The following is a 25,435-nucleotide window of genomic DNA, read 5'->3' as shown; positions in this document are numbered from 1 at the left end:
ATGCGCCGTCCGCGCGGATGGCGGGAACGTGTCGGCTGCACAGCCAAATTTGCGGAGGCGGGGAGACTGGCGCCGCGGCGCCTCAGTCGAACAGGCTCGACACCGATTCCTCTGCAGCCGTCCGGTTGATCGCTTCGCCGAGCAGGCCGGCGGTGGTGATCACGCGGATGTTGTGGGCCGACTGGACGGCCGTCGTCGGCTGGATCGAGTCCGTGATCACCAGTTCCTTCAGCTTGGAGGAGGTGACGCGCGCGACGGCGCCGCCGGACAGGACGCCATGGGTGATGTAGGCGGTGACGCTGGTGGCGCCGTTCTTCAGCAGGGCCTCGGCGGCGTTGCAGAGCGTTCCGCCGGAATCGACGATGTCGTCGATCAGCAGGCAGTCCTTGCCGGACACGTCGCCGATGACGTTCATGACCTCGGACTCACCCGGCCGGTCGCGGCGCTTGTCGACGATCGCCAGCAGACAGTCGAGCCGCTTGGCGAGCGCGCGGGCGCGCACCACGCCGCCGACGTCGGGAGACACGACCATCACGTTCTTCAGGTCGTAGTTTTCCTTCACGTCGCGCGCCAGGATCGGAATGGCGTAGAGGTTGTCGGTCGGGATGTCGAAGAAGCCCTGGATCTGGCCGGCGTGCAGGTCGAGCGTCAGAACGCGGTCGGCGCCGGCTTCGGTGATCAGGTTGGCGACGAGCTTGGCGGAGATCGGCGTGCGCGGGCCGGGTTTGCGGTCCTGGCGGGCATAGCCGAAATAGGGGATCACGGCGGTGATGCGGCGGGCGGAAGACCGCCGCATCGCATCGATCATGATCAGCAGTTCCATCAGGTGGTCGTTCGTCGGGAACGAGGTCGACTGGACGAGAAAGACGTCCTCGCCGCGCACGTTCTCCTGGATTTCGACGAAAATCTCCTGGTCTGCGAAGCGGCGCACGCTCGCGCGGCCTAGGGGGACATTGAGATAGTTGCAGATCGCTTCGGCCAACAGCCGGTTCGAGTTGCCCGCGAAAACCTTCATCTATGGTCCGCCTGTCTGATGGCCTAGGAGAATGCCGATGGGCTGCCTTTTAGCGTTCCTTCGCGTGAATGCAAGTCCCGTGCCGGAGGGTTTTCCGCTCTTTCCCTCGCCCGGTGCGCGCGAGGGTGGTTCCATCGGGGGCCGCGCCACGTCAGGCGTGCATGCAAAGGACTGCGTCCGGCGGGAGCCGCACGGCCTATCGCCCGCGGCGGCGGCCCGGCTCGCCGATCGTCGAGGGCAGCCCCATCGCCCATACGATTTGGTGTATCAAATCAATCGAAGTAACCCATGATTGTGGCTTGGGGTGCCGCGCCTGCACGGTGATGATCCACAAGGCCCAGGGTTAAGTCTTTCGGGGGAATGCTTCGGAAGCCGCCTGCATGAATTTGTCTACGTGGACAAATTGCACATCAAAGAACACCATAGCCTATCCTAGAAAATTCCTGAGTTGTTTTGCTGGTTCAAGCAACGTCAGTGCATGGCTATGAAAAGTTCTTTGATTTACTTGCCTTATGGCGGGAGGCGAAGATGGCTAAAGTGAAACTGGCTGCATACGAGTGGCTTGCACGCATCGATCCCATCAACAGCACGATCATCGGCACGCAATATGCCGACGTCCTTTCGGCGGAAGCCGAGAGGGATGCCGTCTTCGGCCTGTGCGGCAAGGATGAACTCAGCAGTACCTACAACCGCACCGCCCTCATCGGCGGCAAGGGCGGCGACTGGCTGAGCACGGACGTGCTCGCGCTGGCCACATCCGGCGATCCGGTCGAGGGGCTCGCCATCCAGTATGGCGGCAAGGGCTGGGACAAGCTGGATTCGAAGATCACCCTGCAGAGCGAGGCCCCGCCGAATTCCAGCCAGCAGTTCAGCGCCGAGAACCTTCTCTCCGGCGGCGATGACAACGACACCATCAAGGCGGTGGCCAATGTCGCTGCTGTCATTTTCGGAAACGTCACGCTGAAGAACAAGGTTCTCGGCGGAACCGGCAACGACACGATCGATGTCCTGGCCGATGCGCGCGGCGCGATCAGGGACAATTACGTCAGGAACTGTGTCGACGGCGGCAGCGGCAGGGACCGGATCGTGGCGCAGGCGGAGACCGAGCACGACGCGATGTCTGCAACCGCCATCAACGTGCTGAAGGGCGGCTCCGGCGACGACTTCCTGGACGCATCCGCGAGAGGCCGCGCGAACGGCACGGAGCTCGTGAAGAACAGCCTGCGCGGCGAGGAAGGAAACGACGTCCTGCACGCCTACAACTTCACGAATTCGAACTCGTCGTCACCGGTCGGCCTCAACGAACTCTGGGGCGACAGCGGCAACGACGTGCTGGAGGTCAAGCACGAGGACAGCGGCAACTGGTTCATCGACATCACGAGCCGCCTCTACGGCGGGAGCGGCGGCGACGACCTGAAGGCGGAGATGGTTGCGACCTCGGCGGGGACTATGGCGTCGGCGCTGCAGCATCTCGATGGCGGTGACGGCTGGGATGTTCTCGAGGCCCGGCTGACCTTGCATGCGCGGGGCGGCACGGGCCTGTTCGACATTGCCAACGTGCTGAAGGGCGGCGACGGCAATGATCGCCTCGAGGCGTATCTCGACGTCGATCTCTACAATCCGCCGGAGAACGCGGACTCGCTGGCGCAGAACCGCCTCGATGGCGGGGCCCGTGACGACACGCTGATTGCCACCGTCGCTGCCGGGTCGGTCGGGGCGAGCATCCTGATGGGCGGCTCGGGCAACGACCGGCTCACGGTGATCGGCGGTGCGGACAACGAGCTCAGCGGCGGCACCGGCCGGGATACGCTGGTGAGCGGTGTCGGCAGCGATCACATGGACGGCGGCGAGGATGCCGACCGCTTCGTGTTCGCCCCGCTGAACGGCCACGACACGATGGAGTTCGAAAAGGGCGTCGACAGGATCGACCTGAAGGCCTACGCGGCCAGCGGGATCCATGAATTTGCCGACCTGGACATCGACTTCGTCGGCGACGACAGCGTCATCCGCTTCGATGCCAACAACGACATCACCGTCGCCGGCGTCGTCAACCTGGCGGCCGACGACTTCCTGTTTGCCTGATCCGCAGCCGGCGGGGTGGGGGCGAGCGCCTGCTCAGGTCCGGGCGACGTCGGGCGCGGACACGCGCATTCACTGGCGAAATCGCGCCCGGCAACCGGCCGGGCGTGGCTGCCTGCGCCTTTCAGCCGCCGGTCTGCTGTTTCCAGGCCATGTATTCCTGGATGGTGCGGCTCGCGATCGCTTCCATCGTGCCGGCGGGCACGGCGGCCCAGGGATCGTTGGCGGTCGCCTCGACGCTGTCCTGGCCCTGGATGCGATGCAGGCGGGCGCCTGAGCTGTCGAGCACGTCCCACACATAGGTGACGGTGGTCTTGCCGCCGTCGGCCATGGCCGAGAAATAGCCCTTGAGGATATGCCGGCTGGAGTTGTCGGAGGAGCTCTTGATCGTCAGGCCGCGCGCCCGCGCCTGCGCGCCGAGCTGGCGCGACAGCGGCGTGACCGCCTCGACCGGCGCGCCGATGATCGGCAGGAAGCGGATGCTCTCGCCGGCGGCGGGGGCCACGGCCGCCGAGTTGGTCTGCGGTGCTGCAGGCTGTGGCTGGGCCGGCGCGGCTTGCTGCGGCTGGGCTGCCGGCTGGCGGGGCGTATTTCCGGCCGCCGGTGCGGCATTGGCGGGCGAGGGGTCGTCGACGACGATCCCGCCTTCGCCGCTGGAAACGGGATTGGAATTGCCGCTCGAAAGGGCCGCGGCCTGCGATTCGAGGCTGTCGGTGGGGCCGGCCTGCCGCGGGGCGCCCATCGCCGAGACCTGGGCGTTGCCGACCGGCCGGCTGTCGGCGCTCATCTGGTCGAGGTCGCGCTGCGTGACCGGCGGCGACTGCGCCGCAGCGCCGCCGACGTCCATGGGCGGCGTCAGCGCATCCGTGCTGTTGCAGCCTCCCAGGATGAGAAGACCGATCAGGGCCAGCCGTTGCCTCAGCTCGCGCATCCGTTTCACGTCCGCCGTCCGGAAAGTCGCATCGTCCCTCCATTCCACGCAGGGATTTATGCGGTGCGCCGTCGTTGCGTGTCAATTCCCGGATTTTCCCGCAAGGGCTACGGGGATCGGTCAGACCTCGATGAAATCGAGGCCGTAGCGCGACAAAGCCTTCGGCTCGTCGGTGGTCGTCAGGTAGGTCTGGCCCAGCGTCATCGCCGTTCCGGTGTCGGAATCCATGATGATCATGTGCACGAACAGCGACATGTCGGGCAGGATTTCCTGTGGATTGCCGACGTGGAACATCTGTTGCTCCATCCAGGAGGGCGAAAAGCGCGCGCCGAGCGAATAGCCGCAGGCGTTCAGCCGATGCCGGGCGAGGCCGCGCTCGTCCATGATCCGTGCATGGGTGTCGAAGACGGTGCCGAAGGTGTTGCCCGGCCGGAGCACCATCTCGATCGCCTGGATGGTCTCGCGGCAGGCGCTGTAGAGCTCGCTGTGGCGGTTGGTCGGCTCGCCGATGACGACCGTGCGCATCATCGCCGCATGGTAGTGGGCGCTGACGCCGGCCCATTCGAGCGTCAGCTGGTCGCTGGCATCGAGGCGACGCCGGCCGGATTTGTAGCGGCAGAGCAGCGCATCCTCGCCCGAGCCGATGATGAACTCGTTGGCCGGATAGTCGCCGCCGCCGGCAAGGACGGCGCCCTGCATGGCCGCGAGGATCGCCGCCTCGTCGCCGCCCGGGGCAATCAGCGGCAGGGCCGCGTCCAGCGCGTCGTCGGCAAGGGCTGCCGCCCGCTCCACATAGGCGATCTCGGCGGCGCTCTTGATCAGCCGCAGCCGGCCCACCAGCAGCGAGGCGTCGACCAGTTCGCCGAAGCTCTGGAGCTGGTTGTCGAGGAGCTTGGCGTTCCGGCCCGTCAGGCCGTGGGTGTCGTATTCGACGCCGATGCGGCAGCCGAGCAGGTCCATCTCCGACAGGAGGTTCTTCAGGTCCATCGCCGGATCGGCGTTCGCCCGGTCGACCCAGATCTCGATCTTGCCGATCGTCGAGGTCTGCCGCGCCTGGCGCAGGTCGGCCGAGCGCGTCAGCAGCACCATTTCGCCGTCGGCCCGGACGACGAGGGTCTGGAAGAAGCAGTAGCCGAACGTGTCATAGCCGGTGAGCCAGTACATGCTCTCCTGGGCGAAGAGCAGCATGGCGTCGAGCTTTTCCTCGCGCATCCGCGCCGTCAGGCGCTGAAGCCGGTTGGCATATTCCTCGGTCTCGAAATGCAGGGCCATGCTTCGCTCCCTTGTCCGTTTCTTGTCAGTCTTCAGCCGCGGATCATGATCGCCGAAATCTGGCGGCCGTAGTCGGGCTCCTTGCGGTGGACGGTCCGGCGATAGGAGAAATAGTCGGCATCCTCCGGGTAGGTGCAGATGTCGAGGTTCTCGGCCTCGATGCCGGCCTCCGTCAGCCGCCGAAGCGTCAGCGCCGGCAGGTCGAACATCGCATGGCCGCGGCGCTCGGACGGCGAAAAGAATGCGCCGTAGGACTCGTTTGTTCCGACAAAGCGCTCGACGAATTCCGGACCGACCTCATAGTGGCGCTTGCTGATCGAGGGGCCGAGGCAGGCGACGATGTTTTGCCGGGCGGCGCCCAGTCTCTCCATGGCGGCGATGGTGTTTTCCAGCACGCCGGTCAGGGCGCCCTTCCAGCCGGCATGGGCGGCGCCGACGACACCGGCCTTCGGATCGGCGAACAGCACCGGTCCGCAATCGGCGCTGAGGACGGCGACGACGAGGCCGGGCGTCGCCGTCACGAGCGCATCCGCCGTCGGCCTCTCGCCGTCATAGCCGTCGTCGACGGTGACGACGTCCGGCGAGTGGACCTGGTGGACGGTGGCGAGGCGCGCGGGGACGGTGCCGAACCAGTCGCCGACGCGCCTGCGGTTCTCGACGACCCGCTCGCGCTCGTCATTGGAGCCGAGGCCGACGTTGAGGCCGGCATAGATGCCGTCGGATACGCCGCCCTTGCGGGTGAAATAGCCATGCCGGACCGCGTCGCCGGCGGCGCGCGAGATCAGCGGGGACTGGACGGGGGAAAGCACGGCGTCATCCTTCATCGCTTCGTTGCGGCTCCCGGGGGGAGCGGGAACCCTGGCGGGCTGCGGACAATGCGGTGTCCGATTCAAGAGCGGGGGCGATGTTGATCGCCGGTGGGTGGGCTGTCAATCCGCCGGCCGGAACGGCGCAAGCGCCACGGGCGCGCCGGAGACGGCCAGCACCTTGAACAGGTCGCCCATGTTGCCGGCGCCGGAACCGGCCAGCCGCTCGACATCGGCGACGATCTGGCGCTGCAGGTCCTCGCTGCGGCCGCGGCCGAGGGCTGCGGCCCGGTCGGCGAGCCCCAGGCCCATCAGGAAATCGCCCTGGTGCAGCGGGCCATGCACGCGCAGTCCACTGTCGCGGGCGACGGATGCGAGCCGCTCGAAGTCGACGTGGCTCGTGAGGTCGGCTTCGCCGGGATGGGCGAGCGGCGGGTCGAAGGCATGGCGCAGGACCGCCTGCAGCGTGTCGCCGAAGCCGGTCGCGACATGGCCGTAGTCGATGACGAGCGCCGTTCCACCCTTCAATCGCAGGCGCTCGCAGATCGCCGCCATCACCGCCTCGCGTGCCGTGGCGACCTCGAAGATCGCCCCGACCGGCTGGGACCTGTGGCTTTCCGGCAGGAGCGCCGGGTCGATGCCGGCGACGCCTGCGGCAAATGTCAGCTCACCGTCCGCATCGAGCCCGACCATGCGCTCGCGGAAGCCGGTCGGGGTGCGGACGAACTGGCGGATCGGGATCGCGTCGAACAGTTCGTTGGCGGCCAGAAGCGTGAAGCCTTCCGGCACCTCGTCGAAGCTGTCGTGCCAGGCGACGCGGGCGGCGCGGTCCTGCAGCGTCTGCCGCTGGATCTCGCGCAGGCGCGGGCTCGTCTCCACGAGGTGAAAGGTGGCGGCGTCAAGGAGCTTCGGCGCGAGCTTTGCGACGACGCGCATCATGTCGGCCATCATCGTGCCGCGGCCGGGGCCGATCTCGACGAAGCGGACTGCGGCCGGTGCGCCGTGCTGATGCCAGGCGTTGACCATGAAGACGCCGAGCATCTCGCCGAACAGCTGGCTGATCTCGGGCGCGGTGACGAAATCGCCCTCCGTGCCGAACGGCTCGCGGGTCTTGTAGTAGCCATGCTCGGGATCGGCGAGGCAGAGCGAGAAGTAATCGGTGACGCTGATCGGGCCGTTGGTGCGGATCAGGGCCTTGATCTTGCGGGCGAGGGGCGTCGACATGGCCGGCCTCCTCGCCTCAGACGGCGGCACGCCGGGCGCGCAGCATCGCCCAGAGGCCGAGCGCCAGCATCGGCAGCGACAGCAGCATGCCCATGGTCAGCCAGCCGCCGAGGAGATAGCCGAGCTGCGCGTCCGGCTCGCGGAAGAATTCCACGAAGATGCGGCAGACCGCATAGCCGGCGACAAACAGGCCGGTCACGAAGCCGGGTCGCTTCAGCGCCCCGAAGGCATAGATCGCAACGGCCAGCAGCGCGAGCAGCACGAGGCCCTCGAGTGCTGCCTCGTAGAGCTGGCTCGGATGGCGGGCGAAGGGGCCGGCATTGGGAAAGACGAAGGCCCAGGGCAGGCCGGAGAGCTTGCCCCACAGCTCGCCGTTTATGAAATTGGCGATGCGGCCGAAGAACAGGCCGATCGGCACGACGGCGGCGACGATGTCGAACAGGCTCCAGATGCGGATGCCGTTCCGGCGGGCAAACAGGATCATGGCGATGGTGGTGCCGGTGAAGCCGCCGTGGAATGACATGCCGCCGTTCCAGATCTGGACGGCGCGCAGCGGATCGTCGACGACCGCGGCGAAATCGTAGAACAGGATGTAGCCGATCCGTCCGCCGAGGATGACGCCGAGGGCCGCCCAGACGAGGAAGTCGTCGAGCTGGGCGAGGGTCATGGGCGGATTGTCCTTCGGCCACAGATCGGCGCGCGAGACCAGCCGGCGGGCATAGAACCATCCCAGCAGGATGCCTGCGACATAGGCCAGCCCGTACCAGTGGACGGCGACGGGGCCGATCGAGAAGGCGACCGGGTCGATGTTGGGGAACGCCATGACGGCGAAAAGTTCTGCTGCTGCGATCAAGGGCTCTGGTCCGGTTGGTTCGGCCGGAACATGGCGTCCGGCCATGGGATGGTCAAGCCGATTTCGCCGGATCGATCGGCGGCATGTTCGGCTGTGCCGGGTCGTCCCCAAGCGATTCCGCTTGCATCGCCCGGTGCCACATCCTACCTCAGGAAAAGGATGCGGCGCTGGGCCGCGAAATGCTTTCAAAGCCGAGGAGGCCGACAATGACCACCGGAAGCAGTCGAATTCTCGATGACTTCGCCAAGCTGATGACCGATGCCGCGGGCGCGGCGCAGGGCGTGCGCAAGGAGATGGAAACCGTCTTCCGGGCGCAGGCCGAGCGCTTCCTGAACGGCCTGGACCTCGTCAAGCGCGAGGAATTCGAGGCCGTGCGGGAGATGGCGGTCAAGGCGCGCGAGGAGAACGACGCGCTCCTGAAGCGCATCGAGGCGCTCGAGGCGAAGCCGGCTGCGGCGAAAAAGTAGCCCGACGCAGCATCGGCTGACGTTAGGGAAGGCCGGCCGCGGGACCCGCGTGCCGGCCTTTGCTTTTTTGAAGAATTTTTTGCCCCTGTGGACATCGTTAAAAAAGCCTTATCGCAGAGTCACTTGAGGTGCGGCGCTGAATCTGTTTGGCAACCTCTGTCCACAACGGCGGCGACAAAATGGGCTGCGGGGGCTGGTGTCGGGACTCTGCCGTTATACACTGATTTTAAATGATGATTCGAGACGGCAACGCCAGCTTGGGGCAGGGTTAGTTGGTCAGACTCTGGCAGTGCTGCGAAATCATTCAGTGTTCTTCCGGAGTGGGTGTCTGCGTTCTCGTCGTGCGTGGTTGCGACGGCGTGCGCCTATCCGGCCAAAAGGGTGATGCATGAGCCTGATGGAATTGGAAATCGCAAGGCAGTCGAATCCGGTCGACATGATCGAATTCGTCGCTGCAAACAACGACTGGTCGTTCGAGCGCTCCGGCGAAGACGAGATCGCGATGACGGTCGAGGGCAAGTGGACGGACTACCACGTTTCCTTTTCCTGGATGGAAGAATTCGAGGCGCTGCACCTTGCCTGCGCCTTCGACATCAAGGTGCCCGAAAGCCGTGTCAATGAAGTCATCAGGCTCTTGTCGCACGTCAACGGCCAGGTGCTCATGGGGCACTTCGACCTGTGGCGGCACGAGGATGTGGTGATCTTTCGCCAGTCGCTGCTGCTTGCCGGCGGCGCCGAGCCGACGAACCGCCAGGTCGAGGTGCTGCTGTCCAGCGCGCTCGAGACCTGCGAGGCCTATTTCCAGGCATTCCAGTTCGTCGTCTGGTCGGGCATGGATGCGCAGGCCGCAGTCGATGCGGTGATGTTCGAGACGGTCGGAGAAGCGTAAGGCATGAGTGTTGGGAAGGCAGGTCCAGTCGTTCTCGTCGGTGCCGGCAACATGGGCGGGGCGATGCTCGCCGGCTGGCTGAAGAGCGGCGTGCCGGGCGGCTCCATCCTCGTCATCGATCCCGGCCCGTCTGCGGCCATGCAGAAGCTGATCGCCGACAACGGCGCGCGCCACGAAGTCTCTCCGCCCGCCGGGACGACCGCAGGCGTCCTGTTCGTGGCCGTCAAGCCGCAGGTGATGGACATCGTGCTGCCGCCGCTGAAGGGACTTGTGGGGCCGGATACGGTCGTGGTCTCGGTCGCGGCCGGCAAGACGCTCCGTAACCTCGAGGCGCATCTGGGGCCGGCGGCCATGGTTCGGGCGATGCCGAACACACCGGCGATGGTCGGCCGGGGCGTTACCGGCGCCTTTGCCAACGACCGGGTGACCAAGGACCAGCGCGAGCAGGTGCATGGCCTTCTCAAGGTCAGCGGCCCGGTCGAATGGGTCGACAAGGAAGCCGATATCGACGCCGTCACCGCCCTTTCCGGAAGCGGTCCGGCCTATGTCTTCTATCTCGTGGAGTGCATGGCTGAGGCAGGCCGCAAAGCCGGCCTGCAGGCGGACCTCGCCATGCGTCTTGCGCGGGAAACCGTCTCGGGGGCTGGTGAACTTCTTCACCAGTCCCCCGATGACGCCGCCAGGCTTCGCCAGAACGTCACCTCGCCCGGCGGCACCACGGCCGCTGCACTCGCGATCCTCATGGACAAGGACGGTATGCAGCCGCTGTTCGACCGCGCCATCGAGGCAGCCCGCAAGCGCGCCGAGGAACTCGCCGGCTGACATGGCCGTGCGCGCGCACGGACTGGGTGCGGGCTCGACCGCCTGGTCTTCATGCGATAACCAGTAAGGCGATCCCACCGTGTCCGGCCGGACAGCGGGCGATTGGTATTTCGCATTTGATGGAGCATTTCATGTCCGAGACGATTTCCTTTGCCGATTTCGAGCGGGTCGACATTCGCGTCGGCACCATCGTCGAAGCCGCCGAATTTCCCGAGGCGCGCAAGCCGGCCTACAAGCTCGTGATCGACTTCGGCCCGGAGATCGGCTTGAAGAAGTCCTCGGCCCAGATCACCGTGCACTACGGACCGGATCGGCTGGTCGGCCGGCAGGTGCTGGGCGTCGTCAATTTCCCGCCGCGCCAGATCGGTCCGGTTCGCTCGGAAGTTCTGACGCTGGGCTTTGCCGACGAAGCCGGCGCGATCGTCCTCGCCGCGGCCGAGCGGCCGGTGCCGAACGGCGCGAGGCTCTGCTGACGTCCGAAACGAATTCTACGCCGGGATCCGGATCGTGGCCCTCAGGCCGCCGAGGGGGCTGTCGGACAGGGTGACGTTGCCGCCGTGGCTGCGGGCGATGTCGCGGGCGATCGCGAGTCCCAGGCCGGTGCCGGAGGAATCGAGGTTGCGGGCCTCGTCGAGGCGGAAGAACGGCTTGAACACGTCATCGCGCGAACGCTCTGGGATGCCGGGGCCGTCGTCGTCGACGACGATCGTCAGCCACTTGGCGCTGTGGCGGGCCTGGATCTGCACCTTGTTGGCATAGCGGAGCGCGTTGGAGACGATGTTGCCGACGAGCCGCGAGAACGCGTTCGGCCGCACCATGACCTCGTCCTCGCCCTCGATCGTGCTGGTCAGTTGCTTGTTGTGGAGCTCGGCCTCCATCTCGAACTTGTCGATGAGATCGCTGAGGCGGAGATGGCCGACGTCCTCCTCGGCCTCGCCGCGGGCGAAGGAGAGATAGCCCTCCAGCATGCTCTGCATGTCCTCGACGTCCTTGTTCAGGCCTTCGAGGTCGGGGTTCTTGCCGGCGAGCGCGAGCTGCAGCTTGAAGCGGGTGAGGATGGTGCGCAGGTCGTGGCTGACGCCGGTCAGCATGGCCGTGCGCTGTTCCATCTGCCGCTCGATGCGCTCGCGCATCAGCATGAAGGCGAGGCCGGCGCGCCGCACCTCGTCGGCGCCGCGCGGGGCGAAGTCATCGGGCATCTTCTGCCCCTTGCCGAAGCTCTCGGCCGCGTGCGCCAGCGACAGGATCGGGCGGATCTGCCCGCGCAGGAACAGGATCGAGATCGTCAGCAGCACGAGCGAGGCGCCCACCATCCAGACGAGGAAGATATGGGTGTTGGAGGCGTAGGTGTGGTTGCGGCGGGCATAGACGCGCAGCGTCTTGTCCTGGTCGACGAGGATGCGGATCTCGACCAGGTCGCTGTCGCCAAGCGTGTCGATCCAGAAGGGCAGCTTGATCTGCTTGGTGATCTGCTCGGAGAGGATGTGGTCGAGGATGTTGAAGAAGGGCTTCGGCTGCGGCGGCGGCAGTTCGTTGCCCTTCTCGATGGCGATGTTGAGGTTCATCCGGTCGCGGGCGATGCGGATGATCTCGGCATTGGCGCCGTCGTCGGGGAAGGTGTCGATCAGGTCGATGATCGCGGCGATGTCACGGGTGACCGCCATCGACAGCCGCTCCGTCACCAGCTGCCAGTGGCGCTCCATGAAGACGAAGGCGACGACCGACTGCAGGAGCACCATCGGAATGATGATGATGAGCAGCGATCGCGTGTAGAGCCCGGTCGGCAGCCGCCGGCGCAGCCACTTGACGACGTTGCGCCAGCCGGAAAGCGGCGTCCTCTCGATTTCGCGCTTGAAGGTTTCGAAGGCTGTCATGTCGCCGTTTGCCGTTTCGCTCTTCTGCCGGCCCCTGTTGCTATTCGATGCTCAGCCTGTAGCCGATGCCGCGCACGGTCTGCAGCCAGACGGGATTGGTCGGATCATCCTCGATCTTGCGCCGCAGGCGGTTGATCTGGACGTCGATCGTGCGCTCGCCGACATCCGTCTCCTCGCCGATCAGCTCGTGGCGCGGGATGGTCTCGCCGGCGCGCAGCGAAAAGAGCAGCATGATCTCCTGCTCGCGGTCGGTCAGCCGGATCGGATCGCCGCCGCGCTTCAGTTCCTTGCGCACGATAGAGAAGGTGTATGGCCCGAACATGACTTGCTCGATCTTGGGGGCCGTGGGCTGGGTGTTGCGCTTGAGGATGTTGTTGATGCGCAGCACCAGTTCGCGCGGCTCGAAGGGCTTGGCGAGGTAGTCGTCGGCGCCGGCCTCCAGCCCTTCGATGCGGGCGGTGGTCTCCGTCAGCGCCGTCAGCATGATGATCGGGATGTTGCGGATCGCGCGCAGGCTCTCCGTCAATTGCAGGCCGGTCTCGCCCGGCATCATCACGTCCATCACGATCAGGTCGAAGTCGAGGCCCTCCAGCCGGCGGCGCGCCTCGTCGGCGTCGCCCGCGACGGTCACACGAAAGCCTTCGCCCGCCAGGTAGCGGCTGAGAAGCTCGCGGATGCGCTTGTCGTCGTCGACGATCAGGAGATGGGCGGCGTCGTCGGAAGGCCTGTCTTGCGTCGTCATCACTGTCTGTCCGATCTCACTCTTGCGCGCCGCTACTCCTGGCGCGCATTCTGCATGCCGGCGAGGAAGCGCGTCACGGCGGCGCGATCCTCCACGCTCATCCCCTCGAAGGCGCGCTCTATGCGCTCCTGCTGGGGCTGCGCCAGCGCCAGCGCCAGTTCGCGGCCCGAACGCGTCGGATACAGCTTGCGCTGCCTGCGGTCCTCCGGGCCGGCCACCTGGCGAATATAGCCCGAATCGATCAGTTGTTTCAAAACCCGCGCGAGACTTTGCTTGGTAATCTTCAGCGTATCGAGCAGGTCGGCCACCGTCAGTCCCGGTTCGCGGTTGACGAAGTGCACGACGCGGTGGTGCGCGCGTCCGAAGCCGCTCCTCTCCAGGATGGCGTCGGGGTCGGAGATGAAGTCGCGATAGGCGAAGAAGAAGCCCTCGATGATCTCGAAGTCGATGCCGCCTTCGTCGGTCAACGGCTGGTCGTAGAACTCGTTCGTCGCCTTGCGTTCCGAAGTCAGTCGTCCCACGCGGTCATTTCCTTTCATGGCAGCAGTGATGCGCGCAACAATCGCAAAAATATGTCAGTGTTGTTGACATATTTTTACACTCTTGCTACGCGTTGTCCACAACTTGCCGACGGCGCCTTCGTCCGATGCGCCGGAGCGGTTCCCCGTTCTCACCGGCGCTTCCGGCACTGTTGGCAAGGCAGTATCATGCCTGTTTCTGGTTAGACCGTATCGGGCAGCAAAATCAACATCAAGACGGCCTCTGCGGCCGGGAGGAAGCATCATGGCGGTTCCCTTCGATCAAATGGAAGGCCAGATCTGGTTCAACGGCGAATTTGTCGCCTGGGCGGACGCGAAGATCCACGTGCTGACGCATGGCCTTCACTATGCGAGTGCGGTGTTCGAGGGCGAGCGCGCCTATGGCGGGCGCATCTTCAAGCTCACCGAGCACAGCCGGCGCCTGCACCGCTCTGCCGAGATCCTCGGCTTCGAGATCCCCTATTCGGTGGAGGAACTGGATGCGGCGAGCGTCGAGCTTCTAAAGCGGCAGGGCTTCTCCGAGGCCTATGTGCGGCCGATCGCCTGGCGGGGATCGGAATCGATGGGCGTGTCGGCGCAGCAGAACCGCATCAACGTCGCCATCGCCATCTGGCAGTGGGGCAGCTACTTCAATCCGGCCGAGAAGCTGAAGGGCATCCGCCTCGACATCGCCGAGTACCGCCGCCCCGATCCGAGGACGGCGCCGTGCGAATCCAAGGCCGCCGGCCTCTACATGATCTGCACGATCTCCAAGCATGCCGCGGAAGCCAAGGGCTATGCGGACGCGATGATGCTCGACTACCGCGGCCAGGTGGCCGAAGCGACCGGCGCCAACATCTTCTTCGTCAAGGACGGCGTCATCCACACGCCGACGCCGGACTGCTTCCTGAACGGCATCACCCGCCAGACGGTGATCGAGCTCGCGAAGCGCCGCGGCTACCAGGTGGTCGAACGGGCGATCATGCCGGAGGAGCTCTCCGGGTTCAGCGAGTGCTTCCTCACCGGCTCGGCCGCGGAAGTGACGCCGGTGTCGGAGATCGGCCCCTACCGCTTCACGCCGGGCAAGATCTGCGAGACGCTGATGAACGACTACATGCGCGAGGTCCATCCGTTTGCCGCTGCGGCGGAATAGCCCGTAAGGGAAGAGGCGGCATGGTCGATGTCGCCTCTTCACGGATCCGGGCTTTGCCGCCAGCGCAGGCTCAGGCCTGCCGATGACCGAGCAGGCTGCCGGCGATCGCCTGCAGGACGCCGCCGCCGATGAGGCCGCCGATCGCATTGGCGACGAGCACGGACAGGCCGGCCTCGCCACCCACGGCCTGCAGCAGCAGGCCGCCGCCGACACCGCCGATCGCGCCCACGATCGTCCGCACGATCACGCTGGTCGCCTGCTGCTTCAGCATGGCGCCCACGGCGTTGCCGCCGACCGCGCCGCTGATGAGCTGTGTGATGAGTGGCATCAATGCTTCCATGTGCATTCCCCCCGTATGGGTCGTGCCGGAAGCGCGTCGAGGCCTTCCGGCAACGAACACGTGAAGCTGGCCGGCGCCCCTCCCGGGCCACCGAATCGCCAGTGCCGATACCCTCGGCAGCAAGCAGAGTGGTTGCGATTTCGCGAACTGTCAATTTTCCGGTGTTGCCGGGGCCGGCGTGCCGCCGCGGGGCCCTTCGAACGGACGACGCCCGGGCTCGCGCGATGCGAACCCGGGCGTCGTCCGTGTCTGCAGGCCGGCGACCTTACTCGGCCGCGTCGTTGAAGACGCCGCGGCGGATCTGGTCTTCCTCGATGGATTCGAACAGCGCCTTGAAGTTGCCCTCGCCGAAGCCCTCGTCACCCTTGCGCTGGATGAACTCGAAGAAGATCGGGCCGATCACGGTCTTGGAGAAGATCTGCAGGAGGATCTTCGTCGTGCCGCCGTCCACCACGCCTTCGCCGTCGATCAGGATGCCGTGCTTCCTCAGCCGGTGCAGCGGCTCGTCGTGGTCGTGGACGCGCTCCTGCGACTTCTCGTAGTAGGTCTCCGGCGGGCCGGGCATGAACTTCAGGCCGTTCTCGGCCAGCCGGTCGGTCGCGTCGTAGATCTCCTCGGTGCCGACGGCGATGTGCTGGATGCCTTCGCCGTTGTACTTGCGCAGATATTCCTCGATCTGGCTGCGGTCGTCGGTCGATTCATTCAGCGGAATGCGGATCTTGCCGCAGGGCGAGGTGATCGCCCGCGAGACCAGGCCGCTCATCTTGCCGGCGATGTCGAAGAAATGGATCTGCCGGAAATTGAAGAGCTCGCGGTAGAACGCCCACCACTTGTCCATGTTGCCGCGGAAGACGTTGTGGGTCAGGTGGTCGAGATAGTAGAAGCCGACGCCTTCAGGCTTCGGGTCGCGTTCGCCGGTCCACGCGAACTCGGCGTCATAGGCCGAACCCTTCTCGCCGTAGCGATCGATGAAGTACAGCAGCGATCCACCGATGCCGACGATCGCGGGGGCGTCGATGCACTTGTCGGTGCCGCGATATTCCTCCGCGCCCATCGACACCGCATGCCGCAGCGCGTGCTCGGCATCGACGACGCGCCAGGCCATCGATGGCGCGCAGGGGCCGTGCTTGTCGACGAAACGCTCGGCGAACGAGCCCTTCTCGGCGTTCAGGATGTAGTTGATGTCGCCCTGCCGCCAGACGGAGATGTCCTTCGTGCGGTGCCGCGCCACCTCCGAGTACCCCATGCGGGCGAAGAGTTCCCGCAGCTTCTCGGGTTCGGGATGGGCGAATTCGACGAATTCGAAGCCGTCGGTGCCGGCCGGGTTCTCGGTGCTGATTTCCGCCGGGGGCGCGTCGTGCGGGAAAGGTCCCATGGCATTCTCCTCCTCGAATTCCTTGATCAAGCGCAAGTATGCGCCAGAGCCGCTGCATGATGTTTGCAAAGTGCGTGGCCAATCGACGCTTGGTGACGTATTCTTGCATCATTGCGGCTTCGGGAGGGGAAATCGTGCATTTGGACGCATTCGACCGAAAATTGCTGGCGCTTCTGCAGCAGGATGCGCGCCTGACCAACAACGAGATCTCAGAGCGGATCAACCTGTCGCCGTCCCAGTGCTCGCGGCGGCGGGCGCGGCTGGAAGAGGAGGGCATCATCCGGGCCTACAGGGCGGAACTCGACCGGGAAAAGCTCGACCTCGGCATCGTCATCATCGTCACGGTGACGCTGGCCACCCACAACCGCGACAACGCCCAGCGCTTCGCCCGGCTGATCTCGAGCCTGCCCGAGGTGCTGGAGGCGTTCTCGCTGACGGGGGAGATGGACTACATCATCAAGGTAGTGGTGCCGAACCTGAAGGCGCTGTCCGCCTTCGTCAACGACGTGCTCCTGCCGCACGAGTCGGTTTCGCATGTGAAGACCGCGATCGTGCTCGACACGCTGAAGGAGACGACGGCGCTGCCTGTCTGAGCGCAGCGAATAGATTGCCGTGCCCGTTCGTGTTTCTTGCGGAACAGAACGGCCCGTATCGTCGTTGTAGGTTGCATTCAGTCAATGGCGCACCGCCGGCGGGTCGAAGGGACAAGGTCAATGGAAAATCAGATGCTTGCAGAAGGCGGCACCGTCGCGACCCGGCTGCGCGCCGTGGTCTATGCCTACGCTCTCGCCAACATCGCCGTGGTGGCCCTGCTCCTGTCGACGGTCACGCCGGCACCGATCGCGATCGACCAGGCGGCGGCGCTGCAGCAGGTTGCCAGCGCGCGCTAACGCTTTCGGCCGTGGCGTCCGGCGCCGGGAGCCGCTATATGCGGGGCCGGCGCCAATTCCCAGCGAGGACCCCATGGGCATGCTTCAGGCGGGCATCATTCCCGTCACTCCCTTCCAGCAGAACTGCACGATCCTGTTCGACATGGACACCAAGGAAGGCGTGATCGTCGATCCGGGCGGGGACGTCGAGGCGATCGTCGACGTGGTGCAGAAGAACGGCATCACGCTGAAGGCCATCTGGCTGACGCACGGCCACCTCGATCACGCCGGCGGGGCGAAGGAGCTCAAGGAGGCGCTCGGCCTCGACATCATCGGCCCGCACAAGGACGACCTGCCGCTGCTGCAGCGGATGGAGACGCAGGCGGAGAAGTTCGGCGTGGCGATGAAGGTCCAGAACGTCGTCCCCGACCGCTGGCTGGAGGACGGCGACCGCGTCGCCTTCGGCGAGCACGAATTCGAGGTGTACCACACGCCCGGCCACGCGCCGGGGCACGTGATCTTCTTCAACCGCCAGCAGAACTTCGCCCATCTCGGCGACGTGCTGTTTCGCGGCTCGGTCGGGCGGACCGACCTGCCGGGCGGCGACGAACAGGTGCTGCTCGCCTCGATCCGCGACAAGGTGCTGCCGCTCGGCGACGATGTCGGCTTCATCTGCGGCCATGGGCCGGGCGGCAGGATCGGCGAGGAGCGGCTGACCAATCCCTTCCTGCGCGGCATCTGAGGCTGCCGATCAAAACAAAAAAAGGCGGATGGTTTCCCATCCGCCTTTTTGCTGCGTGCTGCCGTGCCTGCCTCAGCCGGCGACGCAGAAATGCTCGCGCCCGTCAAAGCCGACGAAGGTGCCGGAGCGGGGATTGAACGAGCGGTAGGTGCTTTCGCAGTAGTCGTACCATTCCGGGCTCCAGGGCTCGAAGGCGCCGACGACGACGCGCTCGCGATAGACGCGGCGGACCGGGCGATATTCCGGCTCGACATAGACGCGGCGCGGCGGGGCGGCGTAGTAGCCGTCGTCATAGCGCGGCGAATTGGCGATCGCGCCGCCGACGATCACGCCGGTGACGAGACCGGCGGCACCGGCCGCCCAGGCGGCATCGTTGTCGTGATGGTGGCCGTGGCGCCAGCGGTCGCGGTCGCCTGCCTCGGCGGCTCCGAAGGAGGAGAGCGTTGTCGCTGCCACTGCAAAGGCCAGAACGGCCGACTTCAGGTATCTGTTCATCTCATTCGTCCCTGGTTCTGGTCACCCATGGGCGACCACCCGATGGTGCGAAGCGTAGGGGCATGTGAATGAACGGGCGCTGAACGAGGCGGGACAAAAAAAACCCGGCAGAATGCCGGGTCGCAAAGAGCTGGTTTTGAAGACCGCCTCAGCCGGCGATCTGCAGGTTGACCGCCTTGGGGCCTTTGCCGCGGCGATCAGGTTCCGTTTCGAAGCTTACCTTCTGGTTCTCGGAGAGGCCGTTCAGGCCAGAGGCCTGCACAGCGGAGATGTGTACGAAGATATCCGCACCACCATTATCGGGCTTGATGAAACCGAAGCCCTTTTCGGTGTTGAAGAATTTTACAGTGCCAGTTTCGGCCATGCGTCAGGTCCTTTTCTCTCTGCCCGAGGCGGCGGGCAGCATTTCCGTTTGCCCCCAAGGGGGCGTGAGGCAGGCAGTTCCGATGTGAGGAAAGGGTCCTGTTTTACCGCAGCCAGCCAAGCGCTGTTCCTCATGGAACTTATCAGCACGGCTGCCCGGATTTTTTATCGCGTCTCCGGCGCGCTATTATTAAAGGTCTTCCCATGTCCGCAAATTGCCCGAACTCGGGAAGATTGCTGTGTTTATGATGAATTGGCAAGCAAAAGTTTCGAACATTTCATGACCCGCCCCGGTTTGGTGGTTTTTCAGCGGGTGGGTCAATAGACTTGCAGCATTCCGGAACAGTTTCGTAGGCATCGCAGCAACTATATTGGGCATGCCGCCCAATAACCCGGCCGGGGGACAGCAAAGCACAAAAGGGGCTGGTTCACATGTTCAAGAAAGGGGCGAACTATGCAGCCGCCAGCCGCTTTTCCTTGGCCTTCTCCAGCTCCGGCACAAGCTCGGTGGCAAGCATCGCGACGAAAATGATGGCGCAGCCGGCATAACCGGCGGCGGCGATGCTGTCGCCCATCAGAACTACACCGAACAGGGCGGCAAACAGGGCCTCGCTGGATAGGAAGATCGCCGCCTGCGGCGCCGTCGTGTGGCGCTGGGCGACGTTCTGGCAGATGAAGGCGAGGCCGCTGGAGAAGAAGCCGGCATAGAGGATCTCGACCAGCGCGCCGCGGATCGCCGCCAGGCTGATGGGCTCGATCGCCGCGGCCAGGGCGCAGCCGAGGATCGCGCAGACGGCGAACTGGACGAGGGAGAGCGCCAGCGGGCGCTGCGAGCGTCCGGCGAACAGGCCGACGCAGATCATCTGCACCGACCAGAGGAAGGCGCACAGGATCGTCAGGAGATCGCCGGTCGACAGCGCCGAAAAGGCGCCGCCGCTCAGAAGGAAGATGCCGGCGGTCGCCGCCAGCGCCGAGGGCCAGACGACCCAGTGCGGCCGCCGGCGCAGCACGAACGTCGTCAGGATCGGCGTGAAGACGACATAGAGGCCTGTCAGAAAGCCGGAATTGGTCACCGAGGTGGTCAGCAGCCCGACCTGCTGGGTCGCAGCGGCGGCGAACAATGCGAGCCCGGTCAGCACGAAGCCGATGCGGTTTCCCGTCGATGTCGGGGCCGGGGCGCGCTTCTTCTCGATGAGCGCAAAGGGGAGGGCGACGGTCGTGGCGACTGTGAAGCGCAGGCCGATGAACCAGATCGGGCCGAGCGTCTCCATCGCGGTCGACTGGGCGATGAAGCCGGCACCCCAGATGGCGCCGGACAGCAACAGAAGGAGATTCGCCTGCAGGCGCGACACGTCTGGCCCTCGATGTGCGGGATGATCTGGCCAAGCCGTTAGCATCTGCCTGTAAATTGGGCAAGTCGCCGGCCGTCGGTCTTCGCGCCGTGGCGAAATCTCGCAGTGTCCTGTGGCGTGGTGGACGACCGGCGCGGGATGTGGGGGCTGCAGGGGTGCCCCGGGTCCCGCGCCGGCGACTGGAGGCGGTCGTGATCGTCAGGCTTCGCTGCTGCGGCGCTGGGGCTCCGACGGAAGGGTCTCGGTGGCGCGGCCGGCCAGCTGGCCGACCCCGGCCACGACGATCAGGGCGCCAAGGCCGAGTGCGGTGGCGAGGCGCCGGTCGATCGACGTCGCGTCGTCTTCATCGGCAGCCGTTGCGGCCGTCGTCATGGCGTCCAGCCCGTCCGACAGGACCGGAACAACGTTTCCGGCATGGCCTGCGGCGTCCCGGGGACCGAGGTCGAGCGAGAGGCGTGTGTCGCCAATCATGCCGGAGATGACCGTGCGCTCGTCGACGAGCTCCCTGGCATTGGCGACGTTCATCAGGCCGACGAACATCAGCACGCAGGCGGCCAGCGCCGTCAGCGTGATGTAGAGGACCGTGCGGCCCTCGCGCTTGCGCCTGCCGCGGAAGTCCTTCTCATCGTCCAGAAACATCTCCCTACCCCTTCGTGCTCTGCTGCCGGGCTTGTCGCCCTGTTGGCTGCAAGAAGGCGCGCCGAAGTCGGCGTCAGGGGGACTGAAATGCGGCGTCTCCAGACAGTTGTTGTGGTGAAAACGTGGCGGTTGCAGAAAGGTCCGCACGCCCGTTGTACGGGACGAATAAACCGCGCGGACGGAACGTCTTAGACGGCCGCCGACAGGGGAGAGGGGACGGCCCGCCGCCGGTCAGACGGTGCGGCGGCCGAAGCGCGGCGAGGCCCTGTAGGCGCGGGCCTCGTGGACCGCATGACCCGGCCCGGGTGCCGCCTGTTCCTCGGGAAAATCCAGCTCGAAGGACGTGGGCGCGACCTGCGGCCGTGCGAGCAGGTAGCCCTGCATCAGCGGCATGCCGATCTCCCGGCAGAATTCGGCCTGCCAGGGCTCCTCGATGTTGGTGACGATCGGGCGGATGCCCTCGCGCTCGAGACGCGCGACCATCACGCGCATGAGGCCGGACCCTGCCGAGCCCTCGGCAAAGCGCTTCACCCAGATCGGGTCGAACTTCAACAGGTCCGGCGAAAGGCGGGCGAGGCGTGCGATGTCCTCGTCGGTTGCGGCATATTCGTCGATCGCCACGAGGAAGTTCGCGTCGTGCAGCTGTCTTGCGAACTGGGTCAGCGCGTCCGAATCGTCGTCCGGCCATTCGCGGATCTCGCAGGCGATCCGGGCCGGCGTCATGCCCGCCTCGTGGGCGGCAAGGCGCATGCGGTCGACTTCCTGGCGGATCGCATGCGGCGACCGGTAGAGCCCCGGCTGGGAGTTGACGAGCAGGGTCAGGTCCTTGCGGGCGATCTGGCCGGCGTTGAGGATGTGCAGGCTGCGGCAGAGGCTGTCGACCATCGGCCGGTCCTCCTCCGGGACCAGGGCGAAGAAGTCGGCCGGGGGCACCAGCGCGCCCTCGCAACTGGCGCGCACCAGCCCCTCGACGGCCTCGAGTTCGAGGCGACCCTCGGAGGTCTCGCGCAGGATGGGCTGCAGTGCCGACTGAAGAATGTAGTGGCCGTAGCGTGCCGTCGTCGTTCCGTCGGCGTCTCTGCTGATGTTTGCGAATATGCTGCGTTCGATCATCGGTATCTTCCGGCGCACCGAAAATGGCGGGTGGCCGTCCCCAACCTACCGTCGCATGCCTTAACCCGCATTTAAGGTTTCAGATAAAATGCCGGGCTATGCAATCATTCGTTGCAGAATGTGACAGGGGCCGCCGTTGCGGCCGACCCATCGATCCGCCTGATGGCGTCCATGAAACTTTTTCATCCGGCGGGGCGGAAAGGCCGGCCGGGCGTGTTTTTCGTGCTGCGCGTCTTGCCAGACGGGTGCAGTTTGGCCATAGACCTATCCGCCAAGTGGCCGCGCTTGCGCGGCCCGTGGCCTCACGCTGTCTTTGAACCCGAAAACGGACAATCGACCATGGCCTTTCTTGCCGACGCTCTTTCCCGTGTGAAGCCTTCCGCCACCATCGCCGTGTCGCAGAAAGCGCGCGATCTGAAAGCCAAGGGCCGCGACGTGATCGGGCTCGGGGCCGGCGAGCCGGACTTCGACACGCCCGACAACATCAAGAAGGCGGCGATCGAGGCGATCAACCGCGGCGAGACGAAGTACACGCCCGTCTCCGGCATTCCCGAACTGCGCGAGGCGATCGTCAAGAAGTTCAAGCGCGAGAACAACCTGGACTACACCGCTGCCCAGACGATCGTCGGCACCGGCGGAAAGCAGATTCTTTTCAACGCCTTCATGGCGACGCTGAATCAAGGCGATGAAGTCGTTATCCCGACACCTTACTGGGTCTCCTACCCGGAGATGGTGGCGCTTTGCGGCGGCACGCCGGTGTTCGTGGCGACGACGCAGGAAAACAAGTTCAAGCTGACGCCGGAGGACCTCGACCGCGCGATCACGCCGAAGACGAAGTGGTTCATCTTCAACTCGCCGTCCAACCCCTCGGGGGCGGCCTATTCGCACGACGAGCTGAAGGCGCTGACCGACGTGCTCCTGAAGCATCCGCATGTCTGGATCCTGACGGACGACATGTACGAGCACCTGACCTATGGCGACTTCAAGTTTGCCACCCCGGTCGAGGTCGAGCCGAAACTCTACGACCGCACGCTGACGATGAACGGCGTCTCAAAGGCCTATGCCATGACCGGCTGGCGCATCGGCTATGCCGCAGGCCCGCTCGCGCTCATCAAGGCGATGGACATGATCCAGGGGCAGCAGACCTCGGGCGCCTGCTCGATCGCACAGTGGGCCGCCGTCGAGGCGCTGAACGGCACGCAGGACTTCATCCCCGAGAACAAGAAGATCTTCGAGGGCCGCCGCGACCTCGTCGTCTCCATGCTCAACCAGGCCAAGGGCATCGAGTGCCCGTCGCCGGAGGGTGCGTTCTACGTCTACCCCTCCTGCAAGGGCCTGATCGGCAAGACCGCGCCGTCGGGCAAGGTCATCGAGACCGACGAGGACTTCGTCTCCGAGCTCCTCGAAGCGGAAGGCGTCGCCGTCGTGCACGGCTCGGCCTTCGGCCTCGGCCCGAACTTCCGCATCTCCTATGCGACCTCCGAGGCACAGCTGGAAGAGGCCTGCAAGCGCATCCAGCGCTTCTGCGCCGCCTGCAAGTAACAGCAGCCGTCGACCGATCCCGACGAAACCCGCCAGCGATGGCGGGTTTTTTCGTTTTCGTTGACGCCTTTCGATCTGCACCATACATTCCTCTCCATGAAGACGGTGTCCATGAAAGAGGCGCGGGACCATTTCGGCGAACTTGCCCTGCGGGTCGAGCAGGGCGAGACCGTCGTCGTGACAAGGGACGGCAAGCCCGTTCTGGATATCGTGCCGCATGGGCAGCCGGCGGGCATCGACCTGGAGGCCGGCCGGGCGTATCTGCGGGCGCGAGGGATCTCCGATCCCGTTCCCTACATTGCCGATGATTTCGACGATCCGTTGCCTGAGGACTTCTTGGTCAGGCCGGCGCAATGAGCGTCCAGTGTTTGCTCGACACACACATATTGCTCTCAGTGCTGCGTAGCGATCTCGAGCAGCGTTTTCCGCCCGTCGCCCGCTTGCTGCTCGCAGAAGGGATCACTGCGTTTTCCAGTGTTGCAAGCCTTTGGGAAATTGCCATCAAGACGAGGCTCGGCAAGCTTGACCCGGGAATGGAGCTCAAGGATATCGCCGGATTTCTCGTCGCGTCGGGCTTTCGTATTCTTCCTGTAGACGTGCTGCATGTCGTGGAGGTCGCTGAGCCGGCACCCGCGACGAACGACCCATTCGACAGGCTCTTGCTCGCTCAATGCCACGTGGAGGGATTGCAGCTCGTGACGGCGGACCGAATGCTGGTCGACCATCCCTTGTCCTGGAAGCCGTAGCGTAAGCTTGTTGCTGCGGCATGTGAGGTGTCTCGCGATCTGATTCCGGAGAAGGGATCAACGTATTGAAAATGCTGCACTATATCCCGATCAACGTCAGCATGAGGAAGGTCGCGAAGAGGATGAAGTGGGTCATGCCCTCGATGGCGTTGGTCATGCCGTCGTTGAGATTGATGGCGGCGACGATGAGGGTGATGGCGACCATCACGGTCTGCACCGGCGTCATCGCCATGATGAACGGCTGACCGGTGTAGAGCGCGATCGTCTCCATCACCGGCACGGTCAGGATGACGGTCGAAAGCGAGGCGCCCATGGCGATGTTGACGACCGGCTGCATGCGGTTGGCGAGGGCTGCGCGCATCGCGGTCAGGATCTCGGGCGCCGCGGAGATCGCAGCGACGATCACCGCCATCAGCGCCGGCGGCGCGCCCGTGCCCTGAAGTCCCGTCGTGAGCGTGGCGGACATCACCTCGGCCAGCGCGCCGATGAGGACCACGCCTGCGAGGATGACGAGGATCGAGGGCAGGGCAGGGCCGTCGTCGCCTTCGGCGTGTGCCTGCGGATCGCCGCGCCCGGCGCGGGGATAGGCGTAGCTGAAGAAATAGCTGTGCTGGCCGACCTGCAGGCGCAGGAACAGCGTATAGAGCGCGATCATCGCGCAGATCGTGAAGGCCGAATAGAGCTGCCAGCTTTCGCGCGGCACGAATTCCGGCACGATCATGGAGATGCCCATGGCCGTCAGGATCATCACGCTGTAGGTGCGGCTGGAATCGTCGTTGTAGGGCTGCTCGCCATGGCGAAGGCCGCCCAGCAGGGCCGCAAGCCCGATGATGCCGTTGATGTCGAGCATGACGGCAGCATAGATCGTGTCGCGCACCAGCGTCGGCGAAGCCTCCCCCTGCATCATGATCGCAAGGACGACGACTTCCACCAGGACGGCGGAAAGCGTGAGGATCATTGTGCCGTAGGGGTCGCCGACCTTGATGGCCAGGAGCTCGGCATGATGGGCGACGCGGGTGGACGCCAGGATGATGGTGGCGACGATGCCGAAGGCGGCGATCAGCGTCGGCGCGCGTCCGGCCGCGAGGATCTCGTGTTCGCCCGCATAGGCCGCGACCGCCACCAGAAGGGCGATAATGAGGAAGCGTTCGCGTCGGATGAGGCCTGGCTTGGTCAAGAGGATTGTCCGCGACGTCAGAAGATGATTCCGGATC

At 65.2% G+C, this 25,435-nt stretch carries 29 protein-coding genes; 12 read left to right on the top strand and 17 right to left on the bottom strand.

Annotated features, from left to right (window positions below; all coding sequences use genetic code 11):
• Positions 1-82 precede the first annotated feature (82 nt).
• Positions 83-1,015 (bottom strand): ribose-phosphate pyrophosphokinase, encoded by a 933-nt coding sequence (locus P0086_RS19240; protein WP_112593526.1) that lies wholly within the window; start codon positions 1,013-1,015, stop codon positions 83-85.
• A gap of 528 nt (positions 1,016-1,543) precedes the next feature.
• On the opposite strand from P0086_RS19240, the gene P0086_RS19235 reads away from it, so the two are divergent.
• Complete coding sequence (locus tag P0086_RS19235; RefSeq protein WP_275788460.1) at positions 1,544-3,097, top strand: calcium-binding protein; 1,554 nt, start codon at positions 1,544-1,546, stop codon at positions 3,095-3,097.
• Positions 3,098-3,218: 121 nt separating this feature from the next.
• On the opposite strand, the gene P0086_RS19230 is transcribed toward P0086_RS19235, so the two are convergent.
• From P0086_RS19230 to lgt, 5 genes are all read right to left on the bottom strand, one after another.
• Entirely contained in the window at positions 3,219-4,025 is an 807-nt protein-coding gene (locus P0086_RS19230; RefSeq protein WP_275788722.1) for a hypothetical protein, read from the bottom strand.
• A 120-nt stretch (positions 4,026-4,145) separates the two neighbouring features.
• Positions 4,146-5,297, bottom strand: coding sequence for a Xaa-Pro peptidase family protein (locus tag P0086_RS19225; RefSeq protein WP_275788458.1), 1,152 nt, complete (start codon positions 5,295-5,297; stop codon positions 4,146-4,148).
• 32 nt (positions 5,298-5,329) lie between these two features.
• Complete coding sequence (pgeF, locus tag P0086_RS19220; RefSeq protein ID WP_275788455.1) at positions 5,330-6,121, bottom strand: peptidoglycan editing factor PgeF; 792 nt, start codon at positions 6,119-6,121, stop codon at positions 5,330-5,332.
• A gap of 105 nt (positions 6,122-6,226) precedes the next feature.
• Positions 6,227-7,327, bottom strand: a complete 1,101-nt coding sequence (locus tag P0086_RS19215) for a class I SAM-dependent methyltransferase (protein ID WP_275788452.1) — start codon at positions 7,325-7,327, stop codon at positions 6,227-6,229.
• A 16-nt stretch (positions 7,328-7,343) separates the two neighbouring features.
• Positions 7,344-8,180: a prolipoprotein diacylglyceryl transferase gene (lgt, locus tag P0086_RS19210; protein ID WP_275788449.1), complete on the bottom strand. Its 837-nt coding sequence runs from the start codon at positions 8,178-8,180 to the stop codon at positions 7,344-7,346.
• Between the two features lie 206 nt (positions 8,181-8,386).
• On the opposite strand from lgt, the gene P0086_RS19205 reads away from it, so the two are divergent.
• The 4 genes from P0086_RS19205 (at position 8,387) to P0086_RS19190 (ending at position 10,831) form a co-directional block, all read left to right on the top strand.
• Positions 8,387-8,647 (top strand): accessory factor UbiK family protein, encoded by a 261-nt coding sequence (locus P0086_RS19205; protein ID WP_112593533.1) that lies wholly within the window; start codon positions 8,387-8,389, stop codon positions 8,645-8,647.
• Between the two features lie 388 nt (positions 8,648-9,035).
• On the top strand, positions 9,036-9,536 hold the full coding sequence (locus P0086_RS19200; protein WP_112593534.1) for a YbjN domain-containing protein: 501 nt from the start codon (positions 9,036-9,038) through the stop codon (positions 9,534-9,536).
• Between the two features lie 3 nt (positions 9,537-9,539).
• Positions 9,540-10,358, top strand: a complete 819-nt coding sequence (proC, locus tag P0086_RS19195) for a pyrroline-5-carboxylate reductase (RefSeq protein WP_112593535.1) — start codon at positions 9,540-9,542, stop codon at positions 10,356-10,358.
• A 131-nt stretch (positions 10,359-10,489) separates the two neighbouring features.
• Positions 10,490-10,831: a tRNA-binding protein gene (locus P0086_RS19190; protein WP_112611874.1), complete on the top strand. Its 342-nt coding sequence runs from the start codon at positions 10,490-10,492 to the stop codon at positions 10,829-10,831.
• Between the two features lie 15 nt (positions 10,832-10,846).
• On the opposite strand, the gene P0086_RS19185 is transcribed toward P0086_RS19190, so the two are convergent.
• Genes P0086_RS19185 through P0086_RS19175 form a run of 3 tightly spaced genes read right to left on the bottom strand, consistent with a single transcriptional unit; the run spans position 10,847 to position 13,441 of the window.
• Positions 10,847-12,232: an ATP-binding protein gene (locus P0086_RS19185; RefSeq protein ID WP_112593539.1), complete on the bottom strand. Its 1,386-nt coding sequence runs from the start codon at positions 12,230-12,232 to the stop codon at positions 10,847-10,849.
• Positions 12,233-12,272: 40 nt separating this feature from the next.
• The gene (locus P0086_RS19180; protein WP_112593540.1) at positions 12,273-12,974 is read right to left on the bottom strand and encodes a response regulator transcription factor; all 702 of its coding nucleotides are present in this window, start codon (positions 12,972-12,974) and stop codon (positions 12,273-12,275) included.
• Between the two features lie 32 nt (positions 12,975-13,006).
• Positions 13,007-13,441, bottom strand: coding sequence for a MarR family transcriptional regulator (locus tag P0086_RS19175; RefSeq protein WP_275788719.1), 435 nt, complete (start codon positions 13,439-13,441; stop codon positions 13,007-13,009).
• A gap of 313 nt (positions 13,442-13,754) precedes the next feature.
• On the opposite strand from P0086_RS19175, the gene P0086_RS19170 reads away from it, so the two are divergent.
• Positions 13,755-14,645, top strand: a complete 891-nt coding sequence (locus P0086_RS19170) for a branched-chain amino acid aminotransferase (RefSeq protein WP_275788716.1) — start codon at positions 13,755-13,757, stop codon at positions 14,643-14,645.
• Positions 14,646-14,715: 70 nt separating this feature from the next.
• On the opposite strand, the gene P0086_RS19165 is transcribed toward P0086_RS19170, so the two are convergent.
• Positions 14,716-14,985 (bottom strand): hypothetical protein, encoded by a 270-nt coding sequence (locus P0086_RS19165; RefSeq protein ID WP_112593542.1) that lies wholly within the window; start codon positions 14,983-14,985, stop codon positions 14,716-14,718.
• Positions 14,986-15,250: 265 nt separating this feature from the next.
• Positions 15,251-16,360: a 4-hydroxyphenylpyruvate dioxygenase gene (gene hppD / locus P0086_RS19160; protein WP_112611876.1), complete on the bottom strand. Its 1,110-nt coding sequence runs from the start codon at positions 16,358-16,360 to the stop codon at positions 15,251-15,253.
• A 131-nt stretch (positions 16,361-16,491) separates the two neighbouring features.
• Between hppD and P0086_RS19155 the strand changes: the two genes are divergently transcribed.
• The 3 genes from P0086_RS19155 (at position 16,492) to P0086_RS19145 (ending at position 17,971) form a co-directional block, all read left to right on the top strand.
• Positions 16,492-16,953 carry an Lrp/AsnC family transcriptional regulator gene (locus P0086_RS19155; RefSeq protein ID WP_275788713.1) on the top strand — a complete coding sequence of 154 codons (462 nt, stop codon included), beginning with the start codon at positions 16,492-16,494 and terminating at the stop codon, positions 16,951-16,953.
• A gap of 120 nt (positions 16,954-17,073) precedes the next feature.
• Positions 17,074-17,250 (top strand): hypothetical protein, encoded by a 177-nt coding sequence (locus tag P0086_RS19150; protein ID WP_162714998.1) that lies wholly within the window; start codon positions 17,074-17,076, stop codon positions 17,248-17,250.
• 79 nt (positions 17,251-17,329) lie between these two features.
• On the top strand, positions 17,330-17,971 hold the full coding sequence (locus tag P0086_RS19145) for an MBL fold metallo-hydrolase (RefSeq protein ID WP_275788710.1): 642 nt from the start codon (positions 17,330-17,332) through the stop codon (positions 17,969-17,971).
• 72 nt (positions 17,972-18,043) lie between these two features.
• On the opposite strand, the gene P0086_RS19140 is transcribed toward P0086_RS19145, so the two are convergent.
• The 5 genes from P0086_RS19140 to P0086_RS19120 all read right to left on the bottom strand — a co-directional run bounded on the left by P0086_RS19140 (position 18,044) and on the right by P0086_RS19120 (position 21,933).
• The gene (locus tag P0086_RS19140) at positions 18,044-18,466 is read right to left on the bottom strand and encodes a BA14K family protein (RefSeq protein WP_275788438.1); all 423 of its coding nucleotides are present in this window, start codon (positions 18,464-18,466) and stop codon (positions 18,044-18,046) included.
• 148 nt (positions 18,467-18,614) lie between these two features.
• Positions 18,615-18,830, bottom strand: a complete 216-nt coding sequence (locus P0086_RS19135; RefSeq protein ID WP_097142268.1) for a cold-shock protein — start codon at positions 18,828-18,830, stop codon at positions 18,615-18,617.
• 451 nt (positions 18,831-19,281) lie between these two features.
• Positions 19,282-20,181 (bottom strand): DMT family transporter, encoded by a 900-nt coding sequence (locus P0086_RS19130; RefSeq protein ID WP_275788433.1) that lies wholly within the window; start codon positions 20,179-20,181, stop codon positions 19,282-19,284.
• A gap of 198 nt (positions 20,182-20,379) precedes the next feature.
• Positions 20,380-20,820 (bottom strand): hypothetical protein, encoded by a 441-nt coding sequence (locus P0086_RS19125; RefSeq protein WP_275788430.1) that lies wholly within the window; start codon positions 20,818-20,820, stop codon positions 20,380-20,382.
• 231 nt (positions 20,821-21,051) lie between these two features.
• On the bottom strand, positions 21,052-21,933 hold the full coding sequence (locus P0086_RS19120; RefSeq protein ID WP_275788427.1) for an EAL domain-containing protein: 882 nt from the start codon (positions 21,931-21,933) through the stop codon (positions 21,052-21,054).
• Positions 21,934-22,272: 339 nt separating this feature from the next.
• Between P0086_RS19120 and P0086_RS19115 the strand changes: the two genes are divergently transcribed.
• The 3 genes from P0086_RS19115 to P0086_RS19105 all read left to right on the top strand — a co-directional run bounded on the left by P0086_RS19115 (position 22,273) and on the right by P0086_RS19105 (position 24,221).
• Entirely contained in the window at positions 22,273-23,475 is a 1,203-nt protein-coding gene (locus P0086_RS19115) for a pyridoxal phosphate-dependent aminotransferase (RefSeq protein WP_112593547.1), read from the top strand.
• 96 nt (positions 23,476-23,571) lie between these two features.
• The gene (locus tag P0086_RS19110) at positions 23,572-23,832 is read left to right on the top strand and encodes a type II toxin-antitoxin system prevent-host-death family antitoxin (protein WP_275788707.1); all 261 of its coding nucleotides are present in this window, start codon (positions 23,572-23,574) and stop codon (positions 23,830-23,832) included.
• Positions 23,829-24,221, top strand: coding sequence for a type II toxin-antitoxin system VapC family toxin (locus tag P0086_RS19105; protein WP_275788424.1), 393 nt, complete (start codon positions 23,829-23,831; stop codon positions 24,219-24,221). The genes P0086_RS19110 and P0086_RS19105 overlap by 4 nt, the downstream gene beginning before the upstream one ends.
• 79 nt (positions 24,222-24,300) lie before the next feature.
• Here the strand turns inward: P0086_RS19105 and P0086_RS19100 are convergent, their stop codons facing one another.
• Positions 24,301-25,398: a calcium:proton antiporter gene (locus P0086_RS19100; RefSeq protein WP_275788421.1), complete on the bottom strand. Its 1,098-nt coding sequence runs from the start codon at positions 25,396-25,398 to the stop codon at positions 24,301-24,303.
• Positions 25,399-25,435 lie beyond the last annotated feature (37 nt).

Source organism: Mycoplana sp. MJR14, from assembly GCF_029210525.1.
In the GTDB taxonomy this organism is placed as follows: Bacteria; Pseudomonadota; Alphaproteobacteria; order Rhizobiales; family Rhizobiaceae; genus Mycoplana.
Note: the sequence above shows the minus strand (reverse complement) of the source record. Positions and strands in the feature narration are given on the sequence as shown.